The following is a 19,010-nucleotide window of genomic DNA, read 5'->3' as shown; positions in this document are numbered from 1 at the left end:
GCGGGGAAACGGGCGGCCATTATAGGGTCCGGCGCGTGGCGCTCAGCCCGACTTGCCGTCGAGCTTCGGCGGCCGCAGGCTGGCGAGCAGCGTCTCGGCGTCGCGCGCGGCCCGCTGTTGGAGCGCGGCGCCGTAGCCGCGCACGAAACCGAGCTGGTACGGCGGCGCCGACAGTTGCTCGAGATGGTGCAGCGCGACCATCGCGTCGTTCGCTTCGCCGAGCACGCTCTGCACGCGCGCCAACGTCTTGACCGTCTCGGTGCGCGTGCGGCGCGACGCCAGCGACGCGAAGAATTCGAGCGCGTAGCGCAGCCGCTTCGCATCGATCCGCACCTGGTGGCGCGCCGCCGTGTCGAGCGACGTGAGCGACGGCGATCCGTAGAGATGACCGAACAGCCGCCGCACGCGCTTGGTCGCGTGACGCCGCAGCGACGGCGCGTCGTCGCCGTCGGCCGCCGGCAGCACGAGCGCGCTCAGCCATTCAAGCCAGCCGAGCGTCAGCCGCGCATAGCGGGCCGAATGCAGCGCCTGCCGCAGTTCGACGCGCGCGGCCATCGACTGCGCACGGGCGGCGTCGAGCGTGCCGTCCCAGTCGCTGCCGCCGCCGTCGGCCGCGATCAGCGCGGGCAGGCTCTCGGTCGCGAACACGTCCCAGTCACGCACCGTGCCGAGCAGCTTGGCGAGCCAGCGCAGGTCGACGCCGAGCGTGTCCTTCCATTGACGGTCCGTGAAGCGCGGGAAGAAGCGCATCAGCGTGCGCAGGCGGCGCAGCGCGACGCGCATCTGGTGCACGAATTCGGGATCGTCGCGATCGAGCACGCCGCATTCATTGCCGAGCCATTGCGCGGTGATGTCGCCGGCCAGCGCGAACAGCGCGGCGCGCTGCGTGCGGATGCCGGTCAGGTCGACGGGCTGCGCCTTGACCAGCGCGGCGGCCACCGGCCCGCCCGCACAGGCGCGGTCGATCACGCTCGTCAGTTGCACGAACGCGGGCCACGCGCCGCTCAGTTCGCGCGCCGCGGCAAACAGCGCGTGCAACGCGGCCGTGCGCGCGGCCACGGTTTCCCAGTCGGGCGCGGCCAGACGCAGCTCGACGTAGCGGCGCGGCGGCTCGCCGCCGCCATGCAGCATGATGTCGTCGAGCGTCATCTCGACCACGACGCCGCTGTCGTCGGCCCAGCGCCCGCGCCGCCGTTCGCTGACGATGCGCAGCGCCGACGCCTGGGCCCGCGCTTCGTCGGTGTCCGGCGCAATGCCCTCGGCGTCGGCGGCCGGCGCGTCGGCATCGGCTGCGCCGGCCGTCGTGGGCACCGGCAGCGGCGCCGCGACGACGATGCCCGCGTGCTCCGCGTCGAACAGCTCACGCTGCGTGACGCCGGGGGCGAACGTCTCGGTGCGCGATGCGACGACCCGCGTGCCATGCGCGTTCGATTCCACCCAGGTCCACCAGTTCGCGCCGGGGCTCCGCTCGGCCTCCTCGATCTGGCACGGCTCGATCGTCACGCGCTCGTGGCCGCGCCGCATCCGGACCTGCGGGCAGATCCGCCACGCACGCACGAGTTCGGCGCCGAAATCGCGCTGCGCGCCACGGGTGCGGCTTGCGCCCTGGACCGGCCACCCTTCCAGCGACAACGACAACACGATTTCCAGCACACGCGACATGGAGGCTCCTGCACATGAAGGATCGCCGGCGCATCGACCGCGCCAGCGTCGCTCGTGAAGCAACTTCCATAGTACACGCCCCAAAAGGACGCAGGCGACGATCCGGCCCTGTCTCCGTGTGGCACGTCAAACAGGCAGGTCAAGCCGGCACGTCAGACCGCGTATTGCGCGATGCCGTTGCCGAACGACCAGTTCTCCTTCAGCACCTCGACCAGACTGATGAATACGTCTTCCTGCCGCACACCCGGCTGCTGCGACAGGTTGTCGGCGATCGTCCGGTACAGCGAGCGCTTCTGCTCGAGCGTGCGCGTGTTGTTCGCGGTGATCTGGATGATCACGAGATCGTCGCTGCGTTCGATATCGAGGTAATGGCGGCCGAACACGAAGTTCTCGGCCGCATGCTCGGTCACGACCATGAAGATGTCGTCCTCGGGGACGTTGAACGTCTGGATCAGCGCGCGTTGCACGCCGTCGACGAGGGCCTTGCGGTAGGCGGCCGGTTTGCCTTCGCGTACGGCGATACGGGTGAATGGCATGGTGCTGCTCCTGTCGGTGAGTGACGTTGAAGAACGAAAACACAGCGTCAGGTTAGGCGCGGCAACCTATAATGAACAGTCATTGATGAATATTTCATCCATTTTCATTTGAAATGAAAGTACTCGATCTCGATGCCGTCCGCGCGTTCGTGCTGGTCGCCGACCTCGCCAGCTTCACGCGCGCCGCCGATGCGCTCGGCACCACGCAATCGGCCGTCAGCCTGAAGCTGAAGCGGCTGGAAGCCCATCTCGGCAAGCCGCTGCTCGCGCGCACGCCGCGCGTCGTCAAGCTGGCCGCCGACGGCGAGAATTTCCTGCCGGCCGCCCGTGCGCTGCTCGACGCGCACGAGCGTGCGCTCGGCGCGATCTCGACCGGCACGGTGCGCCTGTCGCTCGGCGTCAGCGAGCACGTCGCGGTGCCCGACCTGCCGGCCGTGCTGACGAGCCTGCACCGGCAAGATCCGGGGCTGTCGCTGGAAATGCATCTCGGGGCGTCGACGAGCCTGCTCCCGCAATACGACGAACGGCGGTTCGACGCGGTCATCGCGCGGCACGAGCCCGGCGAGGATCCGCCGCGCGACGACGCCACGCCGCTCTTCACCGAGCCGCTGGCCTGGCTCGCCGCGCCCGACTGGGCACCGCGCGCCGGCGAGCCGCTGCCGCTCGCGGTGCTGGCCGGCCCCTGCGGCGTGCGGGCCGCCGCGCTGCGCGCGCTCGACCGAGCGGGGCTGCCATGGCGCGAGCGCTTCACGGGCGGCGGGGTCGCGGCGGTCGCGGCCGCCGCCGCGGCGGGGCTGGCCGTCTGTCCGCTCGCGCGGCGCGTCGCCCCGCGCACGCTGGTCGACGTCGGCGCGAAATTCGGGCTGCCGGCGCTGCCGCAATCGCAGGTCGTGCTGTATTCGCGGGTACGCGACGCCCGCGCCGCCGCCGCGCTGCGCAGGTTCGCCGACAGTCTTGCAATCTCGGCGTAAACTAGCGGGCTCCTGCGCAATCTCCAGACGAATTCCATTGAAGCCCGACGCCCGCCAGCACCTCCGCGCCAACCTGCTGATGCTCGGCGCCGCCGCGATCTGGGGCTCCGCTTTCGTCGCGCAACGCCTGAGCCTCGACGTGATCGGCCCGTTCCTGTTCACCGGGCTGCGCTTCCTGCTCGGCGCGCTCGTGCTGGTGCCGCTGCTGATGCTGAATCCGGCGTCGCGCGCGCAGCTCGCGGCGATCCGGCGCGACTCCGCGCTGCTGCTGCCGGGCGTCGCGCTCGGCGGCCTGCTCGCCGTGTCGATCTCGCTGCAGCAGGTCGGCCTGCAATACACGCGGATCGCGAATGCCGGCTTCATCAGCTCGCTGTACGTCGTGATCGTGCCGCTGATGGGCGTGTTCGCGCGCCACCGGATCGGCGCGGGCATGTGGTTCGGCGCGTTGCTGGCCGCGATCGGCCTGTATTTCCTCAGCATCGACGAGCACTTCTCGGTGCTCTACGGCGACTGGTTCCAGCTCGCGGGCGCCGTCATCATCGCCGCGCACGTGATGGCGGTCGGCCATCTCGCGAAGCGCCACGATCCGCTCGTGCTCGCGTTCCTGCAGTTCGCCGTATGCGGCGTCGCGTGTCTCGCGGTCGGCCTCGCCGTCGAACCGGTCAGCGTCGCGATGCTGCGCGGGGCGCTGCCGACGCTGCTGTACGGCGGGCTGCTCTCGGTCGGGGTCGGCTATACGCTGCAGGTCGTCGCGCAACGCGACGCGGCGCCCGCGCACGCGGCGGTGATCTTCAGCATGGAAGGCGTATTCGCGGCGATCGCCGGCTGGGCCGCGCTCGGCGAAACGCTGACGCTGCGCGCGCTCGTCGGCTGCGCGCTGATGCTGGCCGGCCTGCTCGCGTGCCAGTTGCTGCCGAACGGCGACGCGCGGAAAAAGGACGAGGACGCGCTGCCGGCGTGACGCCCACCGTCCCTATAATGGCGATTCGCGTGACTTCCACGCCAACCGCTTCCGACAGGCCAGCTCCGTGACGTCCACTTCCGTCGATCCCGCCGCCGACCTGCTGCGCGAACGCGCAGCGCACTACGCCGCCCAGGCGGCGCTGTTCCTGCGCGACCAGGCGCTCTCCACCGCGTCGCACGACCTGCGCAGCCCGCTGAATGCGATGCACAGCTGGGCCTACGTGCTCGAGCGCCAGCTCGCGAATGCCGACCCGAACCTGCAGCGCGCGCTCGCGGGCATCCGCACGGGCATCGACCAGCAGGTCGCGCTGATCGATGGCGTGCTCGACGCGCCGCGCGCGGAAACGCGCACGCTCGCGCTCGCGCCTCGGCCGTTCGCGCTGCGCGCACTGCTCGACGAAACGATCGCGCTCGTGCGTTTCGCGCTCGCGGACGCCCGCCAGGTCGCGCTCGACACGACGCTGCCGGACGGCGAGCCGTCGCTCACCGTCGATCGCGAACGCGTCGCGCAGGCGCTCTGGACGCTGCTGACGACGGCCGTCGAGGCCAGCGCCGCGGGCAGCCGCGTCGCGTTCGCCTGCACGCGCGACGGTGTGCAGTTCACCGCGCACGCCACCTGCACCGTCAACGCCGGCGTGCTCGTCGATCCCGCGCAGCCGCACGCGTTCGAATCGTTCGCGCGGCGCGAGATGCTGCACGAGCGCGACGCGAAACGCAGCGCATGGGCGCTCGCGCTGTGCCAGCGCGTCGCCCTCGCGCACGGCGGCACGTTCGCGCACGACGTGTTCGTCGACGGCGCGAGCGCCACCCTCACGTTCTCGATTCCGTGCGAGGCGCCGGTGTAAGCAAGCGCCCGCCCGACACATTACGAATTCCTTTCTGGCTCTATACTGACGGGCCTGTCATAACCGGAGCGATTCTTTGTTACAGATCTTCGCGCTCATCGGCGCGTTGTTCCTGGTGGCCCTGAACGGGTTCTTCGTTGCGGCCGAATTCGGCCTCGTCAAACTCCGCGCGACGCGCGTCAAGACCCTCGCCCGCAAGCACGGCCTGCGCGGGCGCATCCTCGCCATCGTGCACGGCCGGCTCGACGCGTATCTTTCCGCGTGCCAGCTCGGCATCACGCTCGCGTCGCTCGGCCTCGGCTGGGTCGGCGAACCGGCGTTCGCGGAACTGATCGGCCCGCTGCTCGACCTGATCGGCGTCGAGTCCGAACGCGTCGTGCACCTGATCTCGCTCGTGTTCGCGTTCTCGCTGATCTCGTTTCTGCACATCGTCGTCGGCGAACTCGCGCCGAAATCGATGGCGATCCGTCAGCCGGAGAAGGTCGGCCTGTGGGTCGCGCTGCCGCTCTACGCGTTCTACTGGGCGATGTATCCGGCGATCTGGGTGCTCAACACCAGCGCGAACGCGGTGCTGCGCCTTGCGGGGCTGTCGGCCGATCACGGCGGCGATGCGCACTATTCGACCGACGAGCTGAAGCTGATCCTGCGCAGCCGCCGCAGCGCGGCCGGCAATGCGGCCCAGCCGGCGCGCGGCACGTACAGCAACGACGAGTGGAATACGCTCGCGCATTCGCTGGATTTTTCGTCGATGACCGTGTCGGACCTGATGCGGCCGGCCCATGAAATGATCGGCCTGCGGCGCGACCTGCCGCTGCCCGACAACATGGAGATCGTCGCGCGGCACCGCTTCAGCCGCTATCCGCTGTTCGAGGATGCGTCGCGCGAACAGGTGAGCGGGCTGATCCACCTGAAGGACCTGCTGCTCGCGCGTCACGCGGGCGCCGCGCTCGAGGATCTGTCCGACTACGTGCGCCCGGTCCAGTACGTGAAGCCCGACACGCCGGCGCTGGAGCTGTTCCGCCGCTTCCGCAAGGGCGCGCCGCACTTCGCGCTGGTCGGCAACAAGGGCGAGAAGCCGATCGGCTTCCTGACGCTCGACAACCTGCTGGGCGCGCTGGTCGGCCAGATCCACGACGAATTCCGCCAGGGAGACGCCGACTGGAGCCGCCTCGACGACGGCACGCTGATGGGCAAGGGCAGCCTGCCCGTCGTGTCGCTCGAGCAGGCGCTCGGCATCGACATCGACGAAGGCCGCGCGGAATCGGTCGGCGGCCTCGTGATCCAGGCGTTGAGCGACCTGCCGACCGAAGGGCAGCGCGTGTCGTTCGACCGCTTCGACGTCGTCGTGAAGAAGATGAACGGGCCGCGCATCGTGCTCGTGCGCGTCTATCCGAAGATCGCGAAAGAGGCCGACGAATGACGGCCGCGCGCTGCATCGCGCGATGAATGGGCCGCTGCCGCGCTGCTGCGTGATCACGCCGGAACCGGCGTCCGCGTCGGCGGCCGATCGGGCCGCGTTCCTCGACCGGCTGTCGGCCGTGCTCGCGCGCGGCGAAACGCTCGTGCAACTGCGCGTGAAATCGTTCGACGCGGCCGCTTTCGCGTCGCTGGCCGCCGCGGCGCTCGCGCGCTGCGACGCGGCCGGCGCGCATCTGATGCTGAACGGCCCGATCGAGGCAGCCGGCGTGATGCGGCTCGACGGCGCCGGCTGGCATCTCGACGGCGCCGCGTTGCGCGCCGCCGTGCAGCGGCCGCTGCCGGCCGGACGCTGGGTGTCCGCGGCGTGCCACTCGGAAGACGATCTGCTGCTGGCCGCGCGCGCCGGCGCGGATTTCGTCACGCTGTCGCCGGTGCTGCCGACGCTCAGCCACCCCGGTGCGCCAGCGCTCGGCTGGGCGCGATTCGACGCGCTGGCCGCACAGGCCGCGATGCCCGTGTTCGCGCTCGGCGGCATGACGCGCGCGCACCTCGACGATGCGCGCCGTCATGGCGCGTACGGCATCGCGGGCATTCGCGGGTTCTGGTAATTAATTCGGCGCTTTCCGGCAGCGCGGCCGCGCACGATCGCTTACCGCCCCGCCACGCCGCCTCACGCGTTCATCGGCTCATGCGTTCAGGTTCGGACGCCTGCCGCGCCATGAACCGTCGTCGAGGCGACGCACGTCGTGCGTCAGCGCGTAGCGATTGACGTCGCCCGTCAGCCACGCGACGAGCGAATACGGCGGCAACTCCCCTTCCTCGACCCGGTCGCGCGCGCGTGCCGGCGTCTCGAACACCACCCGCCCGACCGGTGCGTCGAACGGCACCGCATCGGGCGACAGGTTCAACGCGATCGTCAACGTCTCGTCGTCGGCGAGCCGCCATGATGCGCACAGCGCGTCGGCATCGCCGTCGCCGTCCGCCTTGAGCGCATGGGCTGCCTGTGGCCGGCAATCGGACAGCCTCGGCGCGATCAGCTTCGCGCGCACCGCGAGCGCCGACTGCACGAAATGCGCACGGTCGATGTCGCGCGCGGTTTCGTCGAAGATCAGCGGGATCTGCGGCGTGAGCAGCGACAGCGCGAGCGCGGCCAAGCCGGCCGCCTGCCCGTGATCGCCCGGGCCGCTGTCGCGCCATGCGCCGTCGGACAGTACGAGCGACGTCAGCGACAGTCCGCTGTCGGCGGCCATCCCGTCCGCCGATGCGGCCGGCTGGTACGCCGCGCCGGCCGCGGTCAGCGCGCGGGCGAGCGTGTGAATCGACTGGTGCGTGGAAATGCCTTCATGAGCCGACGTGTCGCGCCCGGTGAGCCGGTGCAGCGCGCGTTCGCCGCAGCCGTTCCACTGCGCATCGAAATGGGTATCGGCGAGATGCGCCGGATGCCGCTCGCTGCCGAGCACGAGGTGGATCAGCCGGTCGGCCGGCACGGCGGCGCGCACGCGATCCGCGATCTCGCGCAGCCACGACACGCCGATCCGGTCGGCTTCGCGCAGGCGCAGCCCGTCGCAGCGGTATTCGTCGATCCAGTACAGCGCGTTGTCGCAGAAGAAATCGCAAACTTCCGGATGATCGAGCGCGAGCGGCGCGGCCTGCAGCGGATCGTCGCGCGTATGGAAGAACGGCCCCGCGTAGTGGCGCAGCGCGTCGGTGCCGCTGCCGAAGCGCGCGTAGTCGAGTTCCAGCAGCACCGCGAGACCGTAGCCGTGCGCAGCGTCGATCAGTGCCTTCAGCGCGTCGGGGCCGCCTTCGGCCGCGAGCGGCGCGAACGGCAGGCTGTCGTGCGGCGACGCGAGCAGCTCCAGCGCGGTCACGCCGAGGCGCGCGAGTTGCGGCAGCCGGCGGCGCACGCCGTCGAAGCCGCCCACCGCGTGCGGGCGGATCGCGTAGAGCGCGATGTCTTCCCACGCGCGCCCGTGCCAGAACGTATTGCGCCACGTGAACGCGCGCGGATCGACGACCTCGCTCGGGCCGTCGAGCCCGTCGGGCTGCGAGCGCGACGCGGGATCGGGAATCGATACGGTGTCGTCGAGACGATAGCGGTAACGTGCGCCCGCGCCGCAGTCGACGAAGACCTCGAACCAGTTCGGGCCGGCGCTCGTCATCGGGACGAGCATCGGGCCGTAGCCGGTATCGAGTTCGAGCTCGACGTGGGTGCTGCCGGGCGCCCACACGCGGAAATGCGTGCGCGGCGTCGTGCACAGCGCGCCGCAGGGCTGCGCGCCAAACGGCAAACAATGGATGTAGTGCTGCGCGTACGGATCGTGCGGACAATCGGACATCATGCGCTCCTCGTGCGTACCGAGCGGCATGGCCGCGCCGATGGCGCAGCGCATCGGGGCCCGGCATGCGAAGGCCAGGCGGGGGGAGAGCACCGAGTATGCGCCGGATTCGCCACGTCGATGCATCGTAGTCAGACATTTTTAAATGCGAATCGACCCTTGGAAAATCGCACGGGAAACCGGCCGGCACGCGCCGACGAGTCGGGTAGTCTGCATACCGGAATGATTGCTCGTCTTGTTGCGCCGGCCGCGCGCACATACGCTCTGCGTCCTGTTCGCGGACATGTCGTCCGCCCCGATCCGAGGACCTGCCATGTCGCTTCCCGCCAGCGCCGCGAAATTCGATCCGTCACGCGCACACGAATACGCCGAGCAATCGCGCATCGCGCTCGCCGGCTACGATGCGTGCCACGAACTCACCGCATGCATGCTCGCGTCGGCGATCGGTGCGGCCGATGCGCGGATGCTCGTCGCCGGCGCGGGCGGCACGGGCCAGGAAATCTGCGTCGCGGCCGCGCTCGAACCGGGCTGGCGGTTCACGGCCGTCGACCCGTCCGCGCCGATGCTCGCGCTTGCGCGCTCGAACGTCGAAGCCGCGGGTTTCGGCGCGCGTACGGCGTTCGTCGAGGACGGCGTCGACGCGTTGCCCAACGTGCCCGCGTTCGACGGCGCGACGCTGATCGGCGTACTGCATCACGTGCCGGGCGACGACGCGAAGGCCGCGCTGCTGCACGCGATCGCGCGACGCCTGAAGCCCGGCGCGCCGCTCGTGCTCGCCGGCAACCATCGCCGCTACGCGGACCACCCGCGCCTGCTCGACGCGTGGCAGCAGCGCTGGCGCATGAAAGGCGCCACGCCCGACGCCGTGCGTGCGCAACTCGCGAAGATCCTGCAGGGCGCCGATCCGCCCGCGTCCGAGGAAGCCGTGTTCGCGCTGCTGCGCGACGCGGGGTTCGACGCGCCGCTGCGTTTTTTCGCGAGCCTGTTCTGGGGCGCGTGGATCGCGGTGCGGCGCGCATGACGGTTCGGCGCGGCACGAAACGGCGCGCGCAACGCTATTTGCGTGCGCAACGGACGCGCTCGGTATGATGTCGTTCCCGCCCCCTTCCGGCCTCGACATGCTCACCGTCCATCACCTGAACAACTCGCGTTCGCAGCGCGTGCTCTGGCTGCTCGAAGAACTGGATGCGCCGTACGAGATCGTGCGCTATGAACGCGATCCGAAAACGATGCTCGCGCCGGCCGAATTGCGCGCGATCCATCCGCTCGGCAAGTCGCCCGTCGTGACCGACGACGGCCGCACCTTCGCCGAATCGGGCGCGATCATCGAATACCTGGTCGACCGCTACGGCGACGGGCGTCTCGCGCCGCCGCCCGGCTCGCCCGAGCGGCACGACTACACGTACTGGCTGCACTACGCGGAAGGGTCGGCGATGCCGCCGCTGCTGCTCAAGCTCGTCGCGCTGCGGATCGCGCATGCGCCGATGCCGTTCTTCGCGCGGCCGATCGCGCGCAAGATCGCCGCGACGCTGCAGTCGGGATTCGTCGATCCGCAGATCGACCTGCATCTCGGCCATGTCGACGGCACGCTGGCGCGCAGCGGCTGGTTCGTCGGCGACGGCTTCAGCGCGGCCGACATCCAGATGAGCTTTCCGCTCGAAGCCGCGACCGCGCGCGGCGGCGGCAGCCGGTATCCGGCAATCGCGCGCTTTCTCGACACGATCCATGCGCGGCCTGCGTACCAGCGGGCGCTGGAACGCGGCGGCCGGTACGATCTGCTCAAATAACCGGCGTCAGCTCAGCAGCCCCGCCGCGACGTTGATCGACAAGCCGAGCACGGCCATGTTGAAGTAGAACGACAGGATCGATTGCGCGAGCACCGAGCGCCGCGCGGAACGATTCGCGAGCGACACGTCGGCCGTCTGCGACGCGACCGCGATCGTGAACGCGAAATACAGGAAATCCCAGTAATCGGGCTCCGGGTTCCGGTCCGGGAAACGGAGCGCGCGGTCGCTGCTCGGCGAGCCGTAATAGAGCCGCGCGTAGTGCAGCGTGAAGATCGTCGGGATCAGGAACCACGCGCCGAACAGCGTCGCGCCCGTAATCGCGTAGTGGCTGAGCCCCGCGCGAAAGCCGACGCTCTTGGCGGTCGCGAGTTCGATCGCGATCGCGGCCACGCTCGCGACGGTCGCAAGGCACACGACGGTCAGCACGGTCGTCGCGTTTTCGTCCTCGCGGATCGCGACTTCGCGCACCTTGTGATGATGCGCGGTGACCATGCGCACCCACATCAACACCAGATACAACCAGACCGCGCAATCCCAGCCGATCAGTGCCCGCGCGGTGGCTCGCAGCGGAAGCGGCAGCAGCACCGCGCACAGCACGCCGGCGACGAACGCCGCGACCATGCGCGGCCGGTTGCGTAATACCTGCGGATAAAGCGTCATCGTGTGATTCCGAAAGCGGATGGAAAGGGTTCGGCCGCGCGCGCGGCAGCGCCGGCGCGCAACGCGCCCCGATTATCCTCATTCCGTCGTGACGTGGCGATGGGCGCGCGCGCCCAAGGAGCGCCTAAGATAACGGAATGACCGCCACCGCCCTGCTCTGCCGCCATCCCGCGAACACGGCCGGCCGCGACTTCGTCGTCGGCGACCTGCACGGCTGCGTCGACGTGCTGCGCGCGCTGCTGCACGACGTCCGCTTCGATCCGGCCCGCGACCGGCTGTTCTCGGTCGGCGATCTCGTCGACCGCGGCCCGGCCTCCGACACCGCGCTCGACCTGCTCGACCGGCCGTGGTGCCACGTCGTGCGCGGCAATCACGAGGAAGTGCTGAGCCTCGTCGCGCGCGGCAAGCTGCCGCCCGACGCATGGCGCGGGATCGGCGGCGACTGGGGCGCCGACCTGCCGCCGGAACGGCTGCGCGCGCATGCGGCGCGCGTCGACGCACTGCCGCTCGTGCGCGTGATCGGCGACGGCCCCGCGCGCTTCAACGTGCTGCATGCGGAATTCTTCGGCTCGGACGCGGATCTCGATACCGGCAGCTATCCGCACGACGTGCGCGAGCGGCTGATCTGGGGCCGCGATCTCGTCCAGGGGCTCGCCGATCCGGCGCTTCAGGCCGGGCTGTCGCTGACCTGCACCGGACACACGCCGGTGCGTGAGCCGCAGCGGATCGGCGCGCAATGGTTCATCGACACGGGTGCGTTCGCGCCGGCCGGGCGGCTCACGCTCGCCGAGCCGCGCACCGGCCGCACGTGGTCGATGACGCAGGCCGAAGCGCGCGAGCGCCACGCGGGCGACTGGGCGCTGCCCTGACGCGCCGGCCAAGCGAACGCTAGCCGACCTGATTCAGTTCGAACACCGCATCGACGGCCGAGCCGTTCCAGTTGTATTCGAGATAAGCCGCATGCTGGCAGTCGCGCAGCAGCGTCGTGCGGAACGCGGCCAGACACTCGCCGCGCGGATCGCGCACCGACGGATAGATGATCCCCGCGCCGCCGGCATGGCGCACCGCGCGGCCGAACGCCTGCCCCGCGCCGTAGTCGACCGGGTCCAGCAACGCGGGATCGCGCTGCGGCCACGTGCGCACGTCGGCGACGTCGCCATGCGCGAACACGGTATAGAGCCGCATCTGCTGGCGCATCGGCGGCTCCTTCGTCGCGGCGAGGAACAGCCCGCTGTGATAGCGCGTTTCGGCGATCGCCGTGTCGCGCGAGCGCGTGCAGTAGAACACGCCGTAGCTGCCGTCCGAAAAACGGCTGCCCAGCGGATTCAGGTGCGTGAACGCGGCCATGATCGGCCCCCAGCCCTGCCCGTAGCGGCGCTCGGCCGGCGGCACGAGGTCGAGCGTGCCGACTTCGTTGCGGATGCGGTCGTTGGTCAGCGATTCGAGTGCGTAGAGCGCGTCGAAATCGTCCGCCGACGCGACGCGGTCGAACAGGTTGATGGCCGGAAAACGGGTGGGAATCACGCGATAGGCTGGCGCCCAGTCGACGGTGGTCATGGGCCACCGGGTGACTTCGATCGGTGTCGTCACGCCCAGCCACCCCGCATCGCGTCGAGATATTGCCGGACGGCCACCAGATCGCCGACGTTGCCGGCCAGCATCCGGTCGAGCGCGCGCTTGCCGCCGAACGGCGCCGCGTCGTTGGGCCGCTTGACCCATGCATCGGCCGCGGCCGGCTGCGGCAGCAGGATCTGCAATGCCTTGTAGATGCCGAGCAACAGCGATAGCCGCTCGAGCGTATCGCGCGGCAGGCGGGCCGATTCCGGCGCGGCCTTCCACTTGAAGAACGTCGAGCGGCCAGGCGACCCGAGCAGCACGATCTGCTCGTCGATCGTCAGTTCCCAGTCGCGCGCGATGTTGAAAAACGCGCGCAGGCCGGCGGCCGACATCTGCGCGACCGAAGCGTGCGGCACGGCGGAATGCGACTCGTACGCGGGCTGTGACATGATCGTTAGTCTCGAAACGAATTTACTAACAAGATTAGTCCATTCTCGTATTTTTGCAAGGGTCGCACCCATCGATCGTCACACCGATCCGCTCAATCGATATTTTTTGTCCATTCTGGACTCTTATTTTATTTTCTGCGTTAATGACCGTGCGGACACCGCGTCACGGCGCGGGTCGTGTCCGTGGAAACCGTGTCGCCCAGAACCCGGATGCACCACGCCAAGGAACGCACCATGAAGAGACTGATTGCCGCCGTTTCGATCGCCCTGCTCGCGGTATCCGCAGGCCCCGCCATCGCGAAGGACTGGACCACGATCCGCTTCGGCACCGACGCCAGCTACGCGCCGTTCGAGTCGAAGGCGCCGGACGGCAAGCTCGTCGGCTTCGACATCGATCTCGGCAACGAGATCTGTGCGCGCCTGAAAGCGAAATGCGTGTGGCTCGAGAACGATTTCGACGGGATGATTCCGGCGCTGAAAGCGAAGAAGTTCGACGCGGTGCTGTCGTCGATGTCGATCACGCCGCAGCGCGCGCAGCAGATCGGCTTCACGACGAAGATCTACAACCAGCCGACGCGGCTCGTCGTGAAGAAAGGCTCGTCGCTGCTGCCGACCGCCGAATCGCTGAAGGGCAAATCGATCGGCGTCGAGCAGGGCACGACGCAGGAGACGTATGCGAAGGCGTACTGGGGCAAGCAAGGCGCGAACGTCGTGTCGTACCAGAACCAGGACGGCGTGTATGCCGACCTGATCGCCGGGCGCCTCGACGCGGCGCTCCAGGATGAAGTGCAGGCCGCGATCGGATTCCTGAAATCGCCGCGCGGCGCGAACTACACGTTCGTCGGGCCCGAGCTCGTCGACGAAAAGGTGCTCGGCATCGGCGCCGGCATCGGCCTGCGCCAGGAGGACACCGACCTGAAGGCGAAGATCGACCGCGCGATCGCCGACATGGTCAAGGACGGCACCTACAAGCGGCTCGCGTCGAAGTACTTCGACTTCGACATCTACGGCGGTTGAAAAACGGCGTCGCGCGCGTACGGATTACTGCTTCCGTCGCGCGCGTCCGACCGCCCCTCCCCTTCAACCGGATGGCAACGGCGGCGCGTGGTTCGCCCTTGCATCGAATGCCTGTCTTCCTGCATCGCGTGCAGCACGATGCGTCGACCATCGTTCGGATAACGGATCAATCGTTCGCGGAAATGATGACCGTGCGAACGAACGTCGTGCCGCTCGCGTCAATAGGCGAAGATCGGACGTCGCGGTATCGGCGCCCGTGTGCACATGCCCATGCGGATCGGATTCGCGTGCAGGAAAGTGCCGACCCGGCGCGGATGACCGGCAAGCAGCCGGATCCGCCTCGCACCGGGCGCGGAGAGATGGCCTGTCGTCGCATGCCGGTCGGCCGCAAGCGCGACGCTCGAGCGGCGATGTCCCGAATCACTGCGATCGCGGCCTGCGGACCGCGGCGTGTGATGATCGATCATTTTTCTACCCCGTTTGCTGTCTGATGTTTGTTCCGGCAACCGGACGATGCCGATGCCCCGGCGATCGGGCGACGACGTTTCCTGCTCGCCGTGACGCGGCCCGCTGCACCGCGCCCGGCCGCCGCATCCCCGCGGACTGCATCCTGGTCGATCGCGGCGGCTTTCGCTGCCTGACCGGACGGATCTCGCGCCGTCGACTCTCGCATGCCCTTCATCGCAAGGAGCGGGCCAGCGCTGCGCAAGCCCGGCCGGACAAGGCGGTGACCGAACCGGCTGGCGGCCGGAACGGGCGCGGAATGCCGGAAGTTACGAAACTGAAACATCGGCGCCGCGGCACGCGCCGGCCGCGCAACGGCGGGGCCTTGCGGAATAAGGCTGAACAATGGAGCGCGGAATTTTTACCGGCGGCGGACTGGCCGATCGACCCGGTTCGTCGCGGAAATTCGCGTGGGGGCCAACGCGAAATGTTTCATGGGCTTTACATGCCCGGCTGCGGCAAGACGCACCGCCCGTCGCTGCCGGACGCTGGACGCGGCGGCCGATCGCATGGCTATACTGCGACACCGCTTCACGCGATTTCACGCAACCTCGCGCCCCCCCGCCCACGATGATCCGTACCTTCCATGCCGCCGAGCGCGCGAGACTGATCCGCTTCGGCGTGTCGGGCCTGGGCTCGACCGCGCTGCATGCGCTGATCGCCGCCGCGATGTTCGCGCTGTTCGACGCGACGCCCGTCATCGCGAACGCGACCGCGTTCGTCTGTTCGACCGCGTTCTCGTATCTCGCCAACACGCTGTGGAGTTTTTCGTCGCCGGTGACGTGGGGCAACTTCGTGCGCTTTCTCGCGGTCGCGATGGCCGGCCTCGCCGCGACGATGCTGCTGGCGCACGCAACCGACGCGCTCGGGCTCGCCCGCGCATGGAGCATCGTCGCGGTCGTGCTGTGCGTGCCGCCCGTCACGTTCGTGCTGCATCGGCTGTGGACCTATCGGTGAGCCGCGCCGCACGCATCGCGCGCGCCGCTCATCCGACCCGCTGATGCCCCGCGTCGTCCGACGGCGCGCCGTCGTGCCCGCCGCTGTCGCCATTCCCGCCGTTGCCGCCGGTGTTGTCGTGATCGTTCAGCCCGTGCTCGATCATCATCCGGTAGAGCGTCACGCGTGAAATGCCGAGTTCGGCGGCGGCCTTGTTGATCCGGTGGTCGTTGCGCAGCAGCGCGTTCTCGATCGCGGTGCGCTCGGCCAGCGACCGCGCCTGTTCGAGCGTCACCGGTTCGGTTTCCCCGGGCGTCTCGAGCCCGAGATCGTGCGGCGTCAGCAGCCGGCTCTCGGCCATCACGATCGCGCGCCGCACGCGGTTGATCAGTTCGCGCACGTTGCCGGGCCATTCGTAGCGCCGCATCGCGTCGAGCGCGGCCGACGTGAAGCCGCTGATCTTGCGGCCGCTGTCGGCCTTGAATTTCTGCAGCACGTAGTGCGCGAGGATGTCGATGTCCTTGCCGCGCGCGCGCAGCGGCGGCTCGTGGATGCGCAGCACGCACAGCCGGTGATAGAGATCCGCGCGGAAGCGCCCGGCCTCGACCGCGCCGTCGAGATCGACGTGCGTGGCCGAGATGATCCGCACGTCGACCGCGATCGATTCCTGCCCGCCGAGCCGCTCGATCTTGCCTTCCTGCAGGAAGCGCAGCAGGCTCGCCTGGCTTTCGACCGGCATGTCGCCGATCTCGTCGAGAAACAGCGTGCCGCCGTTCGCCGATTCGATCCGGCCCGCGCGCCGCTGGTTCGCGCCGGTGAACGCGCCGCGTTCATAGCCGAACAGCTCCGACTGCAGCAGGTGATGCGGAATCGCGCCGCAATTGATCGCGACGAACGGCCCCTTGCCGCGGCCGGAGCGCTCGTGAATCGCGAGCGCCGTCAGTTCCTTGCCGGTGCCCGACTCGCCCGAGATGAACACGCTCGCGTCGGTCTTCGCGACCTTGCGGATCGTGCTGAACAACTGCTGCATCGCCTCGCAATTGCCGATCATCCCGTGTTCGCCGATCGACGCCGCATAGGCGGCGCCGTCGACGCGATCGAGCGCGGCCATCCCGCGCGCATGGCCGAGCACGTGCGAAATCCATTCGTACGGCAGCGGCAGCGTCACGTAGTCGAAACAATAGCTGCGGATCAGTTCGCGCACGGCGGGGCCGATCGTGATGCCGGCCTGCGCGATGGAAATCCAGCCGATTGCCGGCTGGCTCAGGCACATCTTCAGCGCGGGATAGTCGCGCGACGTGAACCCGGTGAAATCGACCAGCCCGGCGGCCACGCTCACGCCGGAGGTCATGTTCTGCGCGGCGCCGGCCGTCTTCGCGACCGCGATCTCCCAGCCGAGCCCGCGCAGTTGTGCGAGCAACGGCTCGTCGGGCGTGCGCATGATCACGAACAGCTTGCGTCCGGCCTCGGGAGCGGTGACGGACACGTCCGTCATCTCGGGCGCCGCCTGCCCGTTTGCGTCGGGTGACCTTGCAACCATCGTTGTTCCCCGCTTGGCGTTGGTATCGCGCGCCGGCTCACCGCCGCGTACGACGGACACGATCGAACCGACATATTGGCCGTATTTCCGTCCGAATAAAATCCCCCTGCGCATGAATCGCGCCGGCGGTCGACGTTGCCATGAACGGTATATCGATGCGGCCGGCCTGCGGCTGGATGGGTGTTATCCCGGAGGCGGGCACGGCGCGCGAGTGGAAAGGGCCGGCGCCGTGCGCGCACAGCCGCGCCGGCGCTGGCGCGCGGCGATTGCGCGCGACGCGGCGCACGTCTGATCGGCGTGCCGGCGCATGCGTGCGCAACCGCTCGGCCAGGCAAGCGGGCGCCCGGGCAACCGGTTCCGGTTGATTTGCGTCAATCGTCGGAAGCAGTCAGATGATGCACGCACGCAACATGCGCGGCGCCCCGCCGTGCGGCGGGTGGCCCGGTCAGCGGCCCGACGCGAGCGGCGCCGGCGCGTTCGCGCGGCCGCGGCCGGCCGGCGTGCCGCCGTGTTGGCCGTAGCGGGCGGCCAGCGCGTCGACCCGCGCGAGATGGTGGCGATTGTCGTGATCCCACGGGTGGAAGCCCGGCCGGAAAAAGCTCAGCCATTCGCCGGCGATGCGCGGGAACAGCCCGCGGCGCGGCCCGTACAGGAACGCGAGCACCCGCAGCAGGCCGCGCACGTGATGGCCGGCGCGGCGATCGCGCCACAGCAGCGTCACATGGATCAGGAACACGGTCGGCCAGAACGTCAGCGTCGTCAGCAGATACACGCCGATGCGGATCAGGTAACGGCGCAGCCCCGGCTTCATCGCGGCATTCCACACGTCGAACGACACGGCCTTGTGCTCGGTTTCCTCCAGCGCGTGCCACAGCCACATCTGCCGGTAGCCTTCGACCGAACCGGCCAGGCGCGTCGGGTCGCTCAGCAGCCAGTCGGCGAGCATCGCCGTATAGTGCTCGGCCGCCACCGTGTGCGCGAGCTGCATCGAATGCGGCAGCTTGCGCTTCAGGTAGCCGAGCACCGTCCACACGCGCTTGTCGAGCTTGCGCGCGGGCAGCCGGTTCGCCTGCATCAGCTCGTTGTATTCGACGTGCTCGCGCGTGTGCATCGCCTCCTGGCCGATGAAGCCGAGCACCTGCTGCCTCAGCACCGGATCGTCGATCCGGTCGCGATAGTGGCGCACCGAATCCATGAAGAAACGCTCGCCGGCCGGAAACAGCAGCGATAGCGCGTTGAAGAAATGGGTCACGTGCGACCCGAGGCCATGCCAGTCCTTCGCGCGGTCGACCGGCAGGTCGAAGCGCAGGTCGCGACGCACCGGCATGATGCCGGCTGCGGTGGCGGAAGCGGCTGACTTCATGTTCATCGTTCTCCTGTTGCGGAGCGGCCCGGCGCATCGTCCGACGCAGCCGGCGCAAGCCCGGGCGGCACATCGCGCGCCGCCAAATCCTGACATCGACAGATGTAAAGATAGGCCGCGCGCGCCGGCGCACGCAAGCCGCGCGGTAGATGCGCGCTTCCAAACAGGGCACGGTCGGAACGGCGTAAAAAACGGCGCGCGAGCGGCGCCCGGACAGGTCGCGATTCGAACGCGCGGGTTGGCGTACGGGTGACGCGCCGGAACCGGTTCGGCACCGCGCCGCCCGCCCGCAAGCCTCGTGTGGCGGGCGTGCCGTGGAATCCGGCAACGGTCGTGCAGCCTGCGGCAACGCGTGCCGGTCGCATCGATTCATACACTCGGCGCCCTCGCGTGGTGCAACCTCGGCGCCGCGACGCGCGAAAAATTCAAACGCGCGTTCCAATGGCGTGTCGGGCGATCCCG

The 19,010-nt window shown here is 69.2% G+C and carries 19 protein-coding genes; 11 read left to right on the top strand and 8 right to left on the bottom strand.

Annotated features, from left to right (window positions below; genetic code table 11):
• Nucleotides 1-42 precede the first annotated feature (42 nt).
• Together GJG85_RS28620 and GJG85_RS28615 are read right to left on the bottom strand one after the other, a co-directional pair.
• Entirely contained in the window at nucleotides 43-1,662 is a 1,620-nt protein-coding gene (locus GJG85_RS28620; protein ID WP_089489130.1) for a CHAD domain-containing protein, read from the bottom strand.
• A 152-nt stretch (nucleotides 1,663-1,814) separates the two neighbouring features.
• On the bottom strand, nucleotides 1,815-2,198 hold the full coding sequence (locus GJG85_RS28615; RefSeq protein ID WP_124553969.1) for a tautomerase family protein: 384 nt from the start codon (nucleotides 2,196-2,198) through the stop codon (nucleotides 1,815-1,817).
• Nucleotides 2,199-2,311: 113 nt separating this feature from the next.
• Between GJG85_RS28615 and GJG85_RS28610 the strand changes: the two genes are divergently transcribed.
• The 5 genes from GJG85_RS28610 to GJG85_RS28590 all read left to right on the top strand — a co-directional run bounded on the left by GJG85_RS28610 (nucleotide 2,312) and on the right by GJG85_RS28590 (nucleotide 7,004).
• Nucleotides 2,312-3,169: a LysR family transcriptional regulator gene (locus GJG85_RS28610; RefSeq protein ID WP_060733610.1), complete on the top strand. Its 858-nt coding sequence runs from the start codon at nucleotides 2,312-2,314 to the stop codon at nucleotides 3,167-3,169.
• 37 nt (nucleotides 3,170-3,206) lie between these two features.
• On the top strand, nucleotides 3,207-4,130 hold the full coding sequence (locus GJG85_RS28605; RefSeq protein ID WP_204384128.1) for a DMT family transporter: 924 nt from the start codon (nucleotides 3,207-3,209) through the stop codon (nucleotides 4,128-4,130).
• Between the two features lie 67 nt (nucleotides 4,131-4,197).
• Nucleotides 4,198-4,977 (top strand): HAMP domain-containing sensor histidine kinase, encoded by a 780-nt coding sequence (locus GJG85_RS28600; protein ID WP_050017975.1) that lies wholly within the window; start codon nucleotides 4,198-4,200, stop codon nucleotides 4,975-4,977.
• Between the two features lie 76 nt (nucleotides 4,978-5,053).
• Entirely contained in the window at nucleotides 5,054-6,397 is a 1,344-nt protein-coding gene (locus tag GJG85_RS28595) for a hemolysin family protein (RefSeq protein ID WP_050017974.1), read from the top strand.
• 22 nt (nucleotides 6,398-6,419) lie between these two features.
• Nucleotides 6,420-7,004, top strand: a complete 585-nt coding sequence (locus GJG85_RS28590) for a thiamine phosphate synthase (RefSeq protein ID WP_050017973.1) — start codon at nucleotides 6,420-6,422, stop codon at nucleotides 7,002-7,004.
• 78 nt (nucleotides 7,005-7,082) lie between these two features.
• On the opposite strand, the gene GJG85_RS28585 is transcribed toward GJG85_RS28590, so the two are convergent.
• Entirely contained in the window at nucleotides 7,083-8,735 is a 1,653-nt protein-coding gene (locus GJG85_RS28585) for a DUF3459 domain-containing protein (RefSeq protein WP_089489723.1), read from the bottom strand.
• A gap of 313 nt (nucleotides 8,736-9,048) precedes the next feature.
• Between GJG85_RS28585 and GJG85_RS28580 the strand changes: the two genes are divergently transcribed.
• Nucleotides 9,049-9,756, top strand: coding sequence for a class I SAM-dependent methyltransferase (locus tag GJG85_RS28580; RefSeq protein ID WP_089489128.1), 708 nt, complete (start codon nucleotides 9,049-9,051; stop codon nucleotides 9,754-9,756).
• Nucleotides 9,757-9,853: 97 nt separating this feature from the next.
• A complete protein-coding gene (locus GJG85_RS28575; RefSeq protein ID WP_124631290.1) occupies nucleotides 9,854-10,522 on the top strand; it encodes a glutathione S-transferase in 669 nt (222 codons plus the stop codon).
• A gap of 6 nt (nucleotides 10,523-10,528) precedes the next feature.
• Here GJG85_RS28575 and GJG85_RS28570 read toward each other — a convergent pair whose 3' ends face one another.
• Nucleotides 10,529-11,182, bottom strand: a complete 654-nt coding sequence (locus GJG85_RS28570; RefSeq protein ID WP_050017971.1) for a DUF1345 domain-containing protein — start codon at nucleotides 11,180-11,182, stop codon at nucleotides 10,529-10,531.
• 137 nt (nucleotides 11,183-11,319) lie between these two features.
• On the opposite strand from GJG85_RS28570, the gene GJG85_RS28565 reads away from it, so the two are divergent.
• The gene (locus GJG85_RS28565; protein WP_124553965.1) at nucleotides 11,320-12,051 is read left to right on the top strand and encodes a metallophosphoesterase; all 732 of its coding nucleotides are present in this window, start codon (nucleotides 11,320-11,322) and stop codon (nucleotides 12,049-12,051) included.
• Nucleotides 12,052-12,070: 19 nt separating this feature from the next.
• Here GJG85_RS28565 and GJG85_RS28560 read toward each other — a convergent pair whose 3' ends face one another.
• Together GJG85_RS28560 and GJG85_RS28555 are read right to left on the bottom strand one after the other, a co-directional pair.
• On the bottom strand, nucleotides 12,071-12,739 hold the full coding sequence (locus GJG85_RS28560; protein ID WP_124639103.1) for an RES family NAD+ phosphorylase: 669 nt from the start codon (nucleotides 12,737-12,739) through the stop codon (nucleotides 12,071-12,073).
• Between the two features lie 29 nt (nucleotides 12,740-12,768).
• Nucleotides 12,769-13,188, bottom strand: a complete 420-nt coding sequence (locus GJG85_RS28555) for an MbcA/ParS/Xre antitoxin family protein (RefSeq protein WP_050017968.1) — start codon at nucleotides 13,186-13,188, stop codon at nucleotides 12,769-12,771.
• A 234-nt stretch (nucleotides 13,189-13,422) separates the two neighbouring features.
• Here GJG85_RS28555 and GJG85_RS28550 point away from each other — a divergent pair, with 234 nt between their 5' ends.
• The 3 genes from GJG85_RS28550 (at nucleotide 13,423) to GJG85_RS28540 (ending at nucleotide 15,666) form a co-directional block, all read left to right on the top strand.
• Entirely contained in the window at nucleotides 13,423-14,205 is a 783-nt protein-coding gene (locus tag GJG85_RS28550; protein ID WP_089489721.1) for an ABC transporter substrate-binding protein, read from the top strand.
• A 107-nt stretch (nucleotides 14,206-14,312) separates the two neighbouring features.
• Nucleotides 14,313-14,696, top strand: coding sequence for a hypothetical protein (locus tag GJG85_RS28545; RefSeq protein ID WP_204384127.1), 384 nt, complete (start codon nucleotides 14,313-14,315; stop codon nucleotides 14,694-14,696).
• A 583-nt stretch (nucleotides 14,697-15,279) separates the two neighbouring features.
• Nucleotides 15,280-15,666 (top strand): GtrA family protein, encoded by a 387-nt coding sequence (locus GJG85_RS28540; protein ID WP_089489124.1) that lies wholly within the window; start codon nucleotides 15,280-15,282, stop codon nucleotides 15,664-15,666.
• A gap of 28 nt (nucleotides 15,667-15,694) precedes the next feature.
• On the opposite strand, the gene GJG85_RS28535 is transcribed toward GJG85_RS28540, so the two are convergent.
• Both GJG85_RS28535 and GJG85_RS28530 read right to left on the bottom strand, forming a co-directional pair.
• The gene (locus GJG85_RS28535; protein ID WP_050017964.1) at nucleotides 15,695-17,185 is read right to left on the bottom strand and encodes a sigma-54 dependent transcriptional regulator; all 1,491 of its coding nucleotides are present in this window, start codon (nucleotides 17,183-17,185) and stop codon (nucleotides 15,695-15,697) included.
• A 445-nt stretch (nucleotides 17,186-17,630) separates the two neighbouring features.
• Entirely contained in the window at nucleotides 17,631-18,548 is a 918-nt protein-coding gene (locus tag GJG85_RS28530) for a metal-dependent hydrolase (RefSeq protein WP_050017978.1), read from the bottom strand.
• Between the last annotated feature and the right edge of the window lie 462 nt (nucleotides 18,549-19,010).

Source organism: Burkholderia sp. MS389 (genome assembly GCF_016899425.1).
Lineage (GTDB): Bacteria > Pseudomonadota > Gammaproteobacteria > Burkholderiales > Burkholderiaceae > Burkholderia > Burkholderia sola.
Note: the sequence above shows the minus strand (reverse complement) of the source record. Positions and strands in the feature narration are given on the sequence as shown.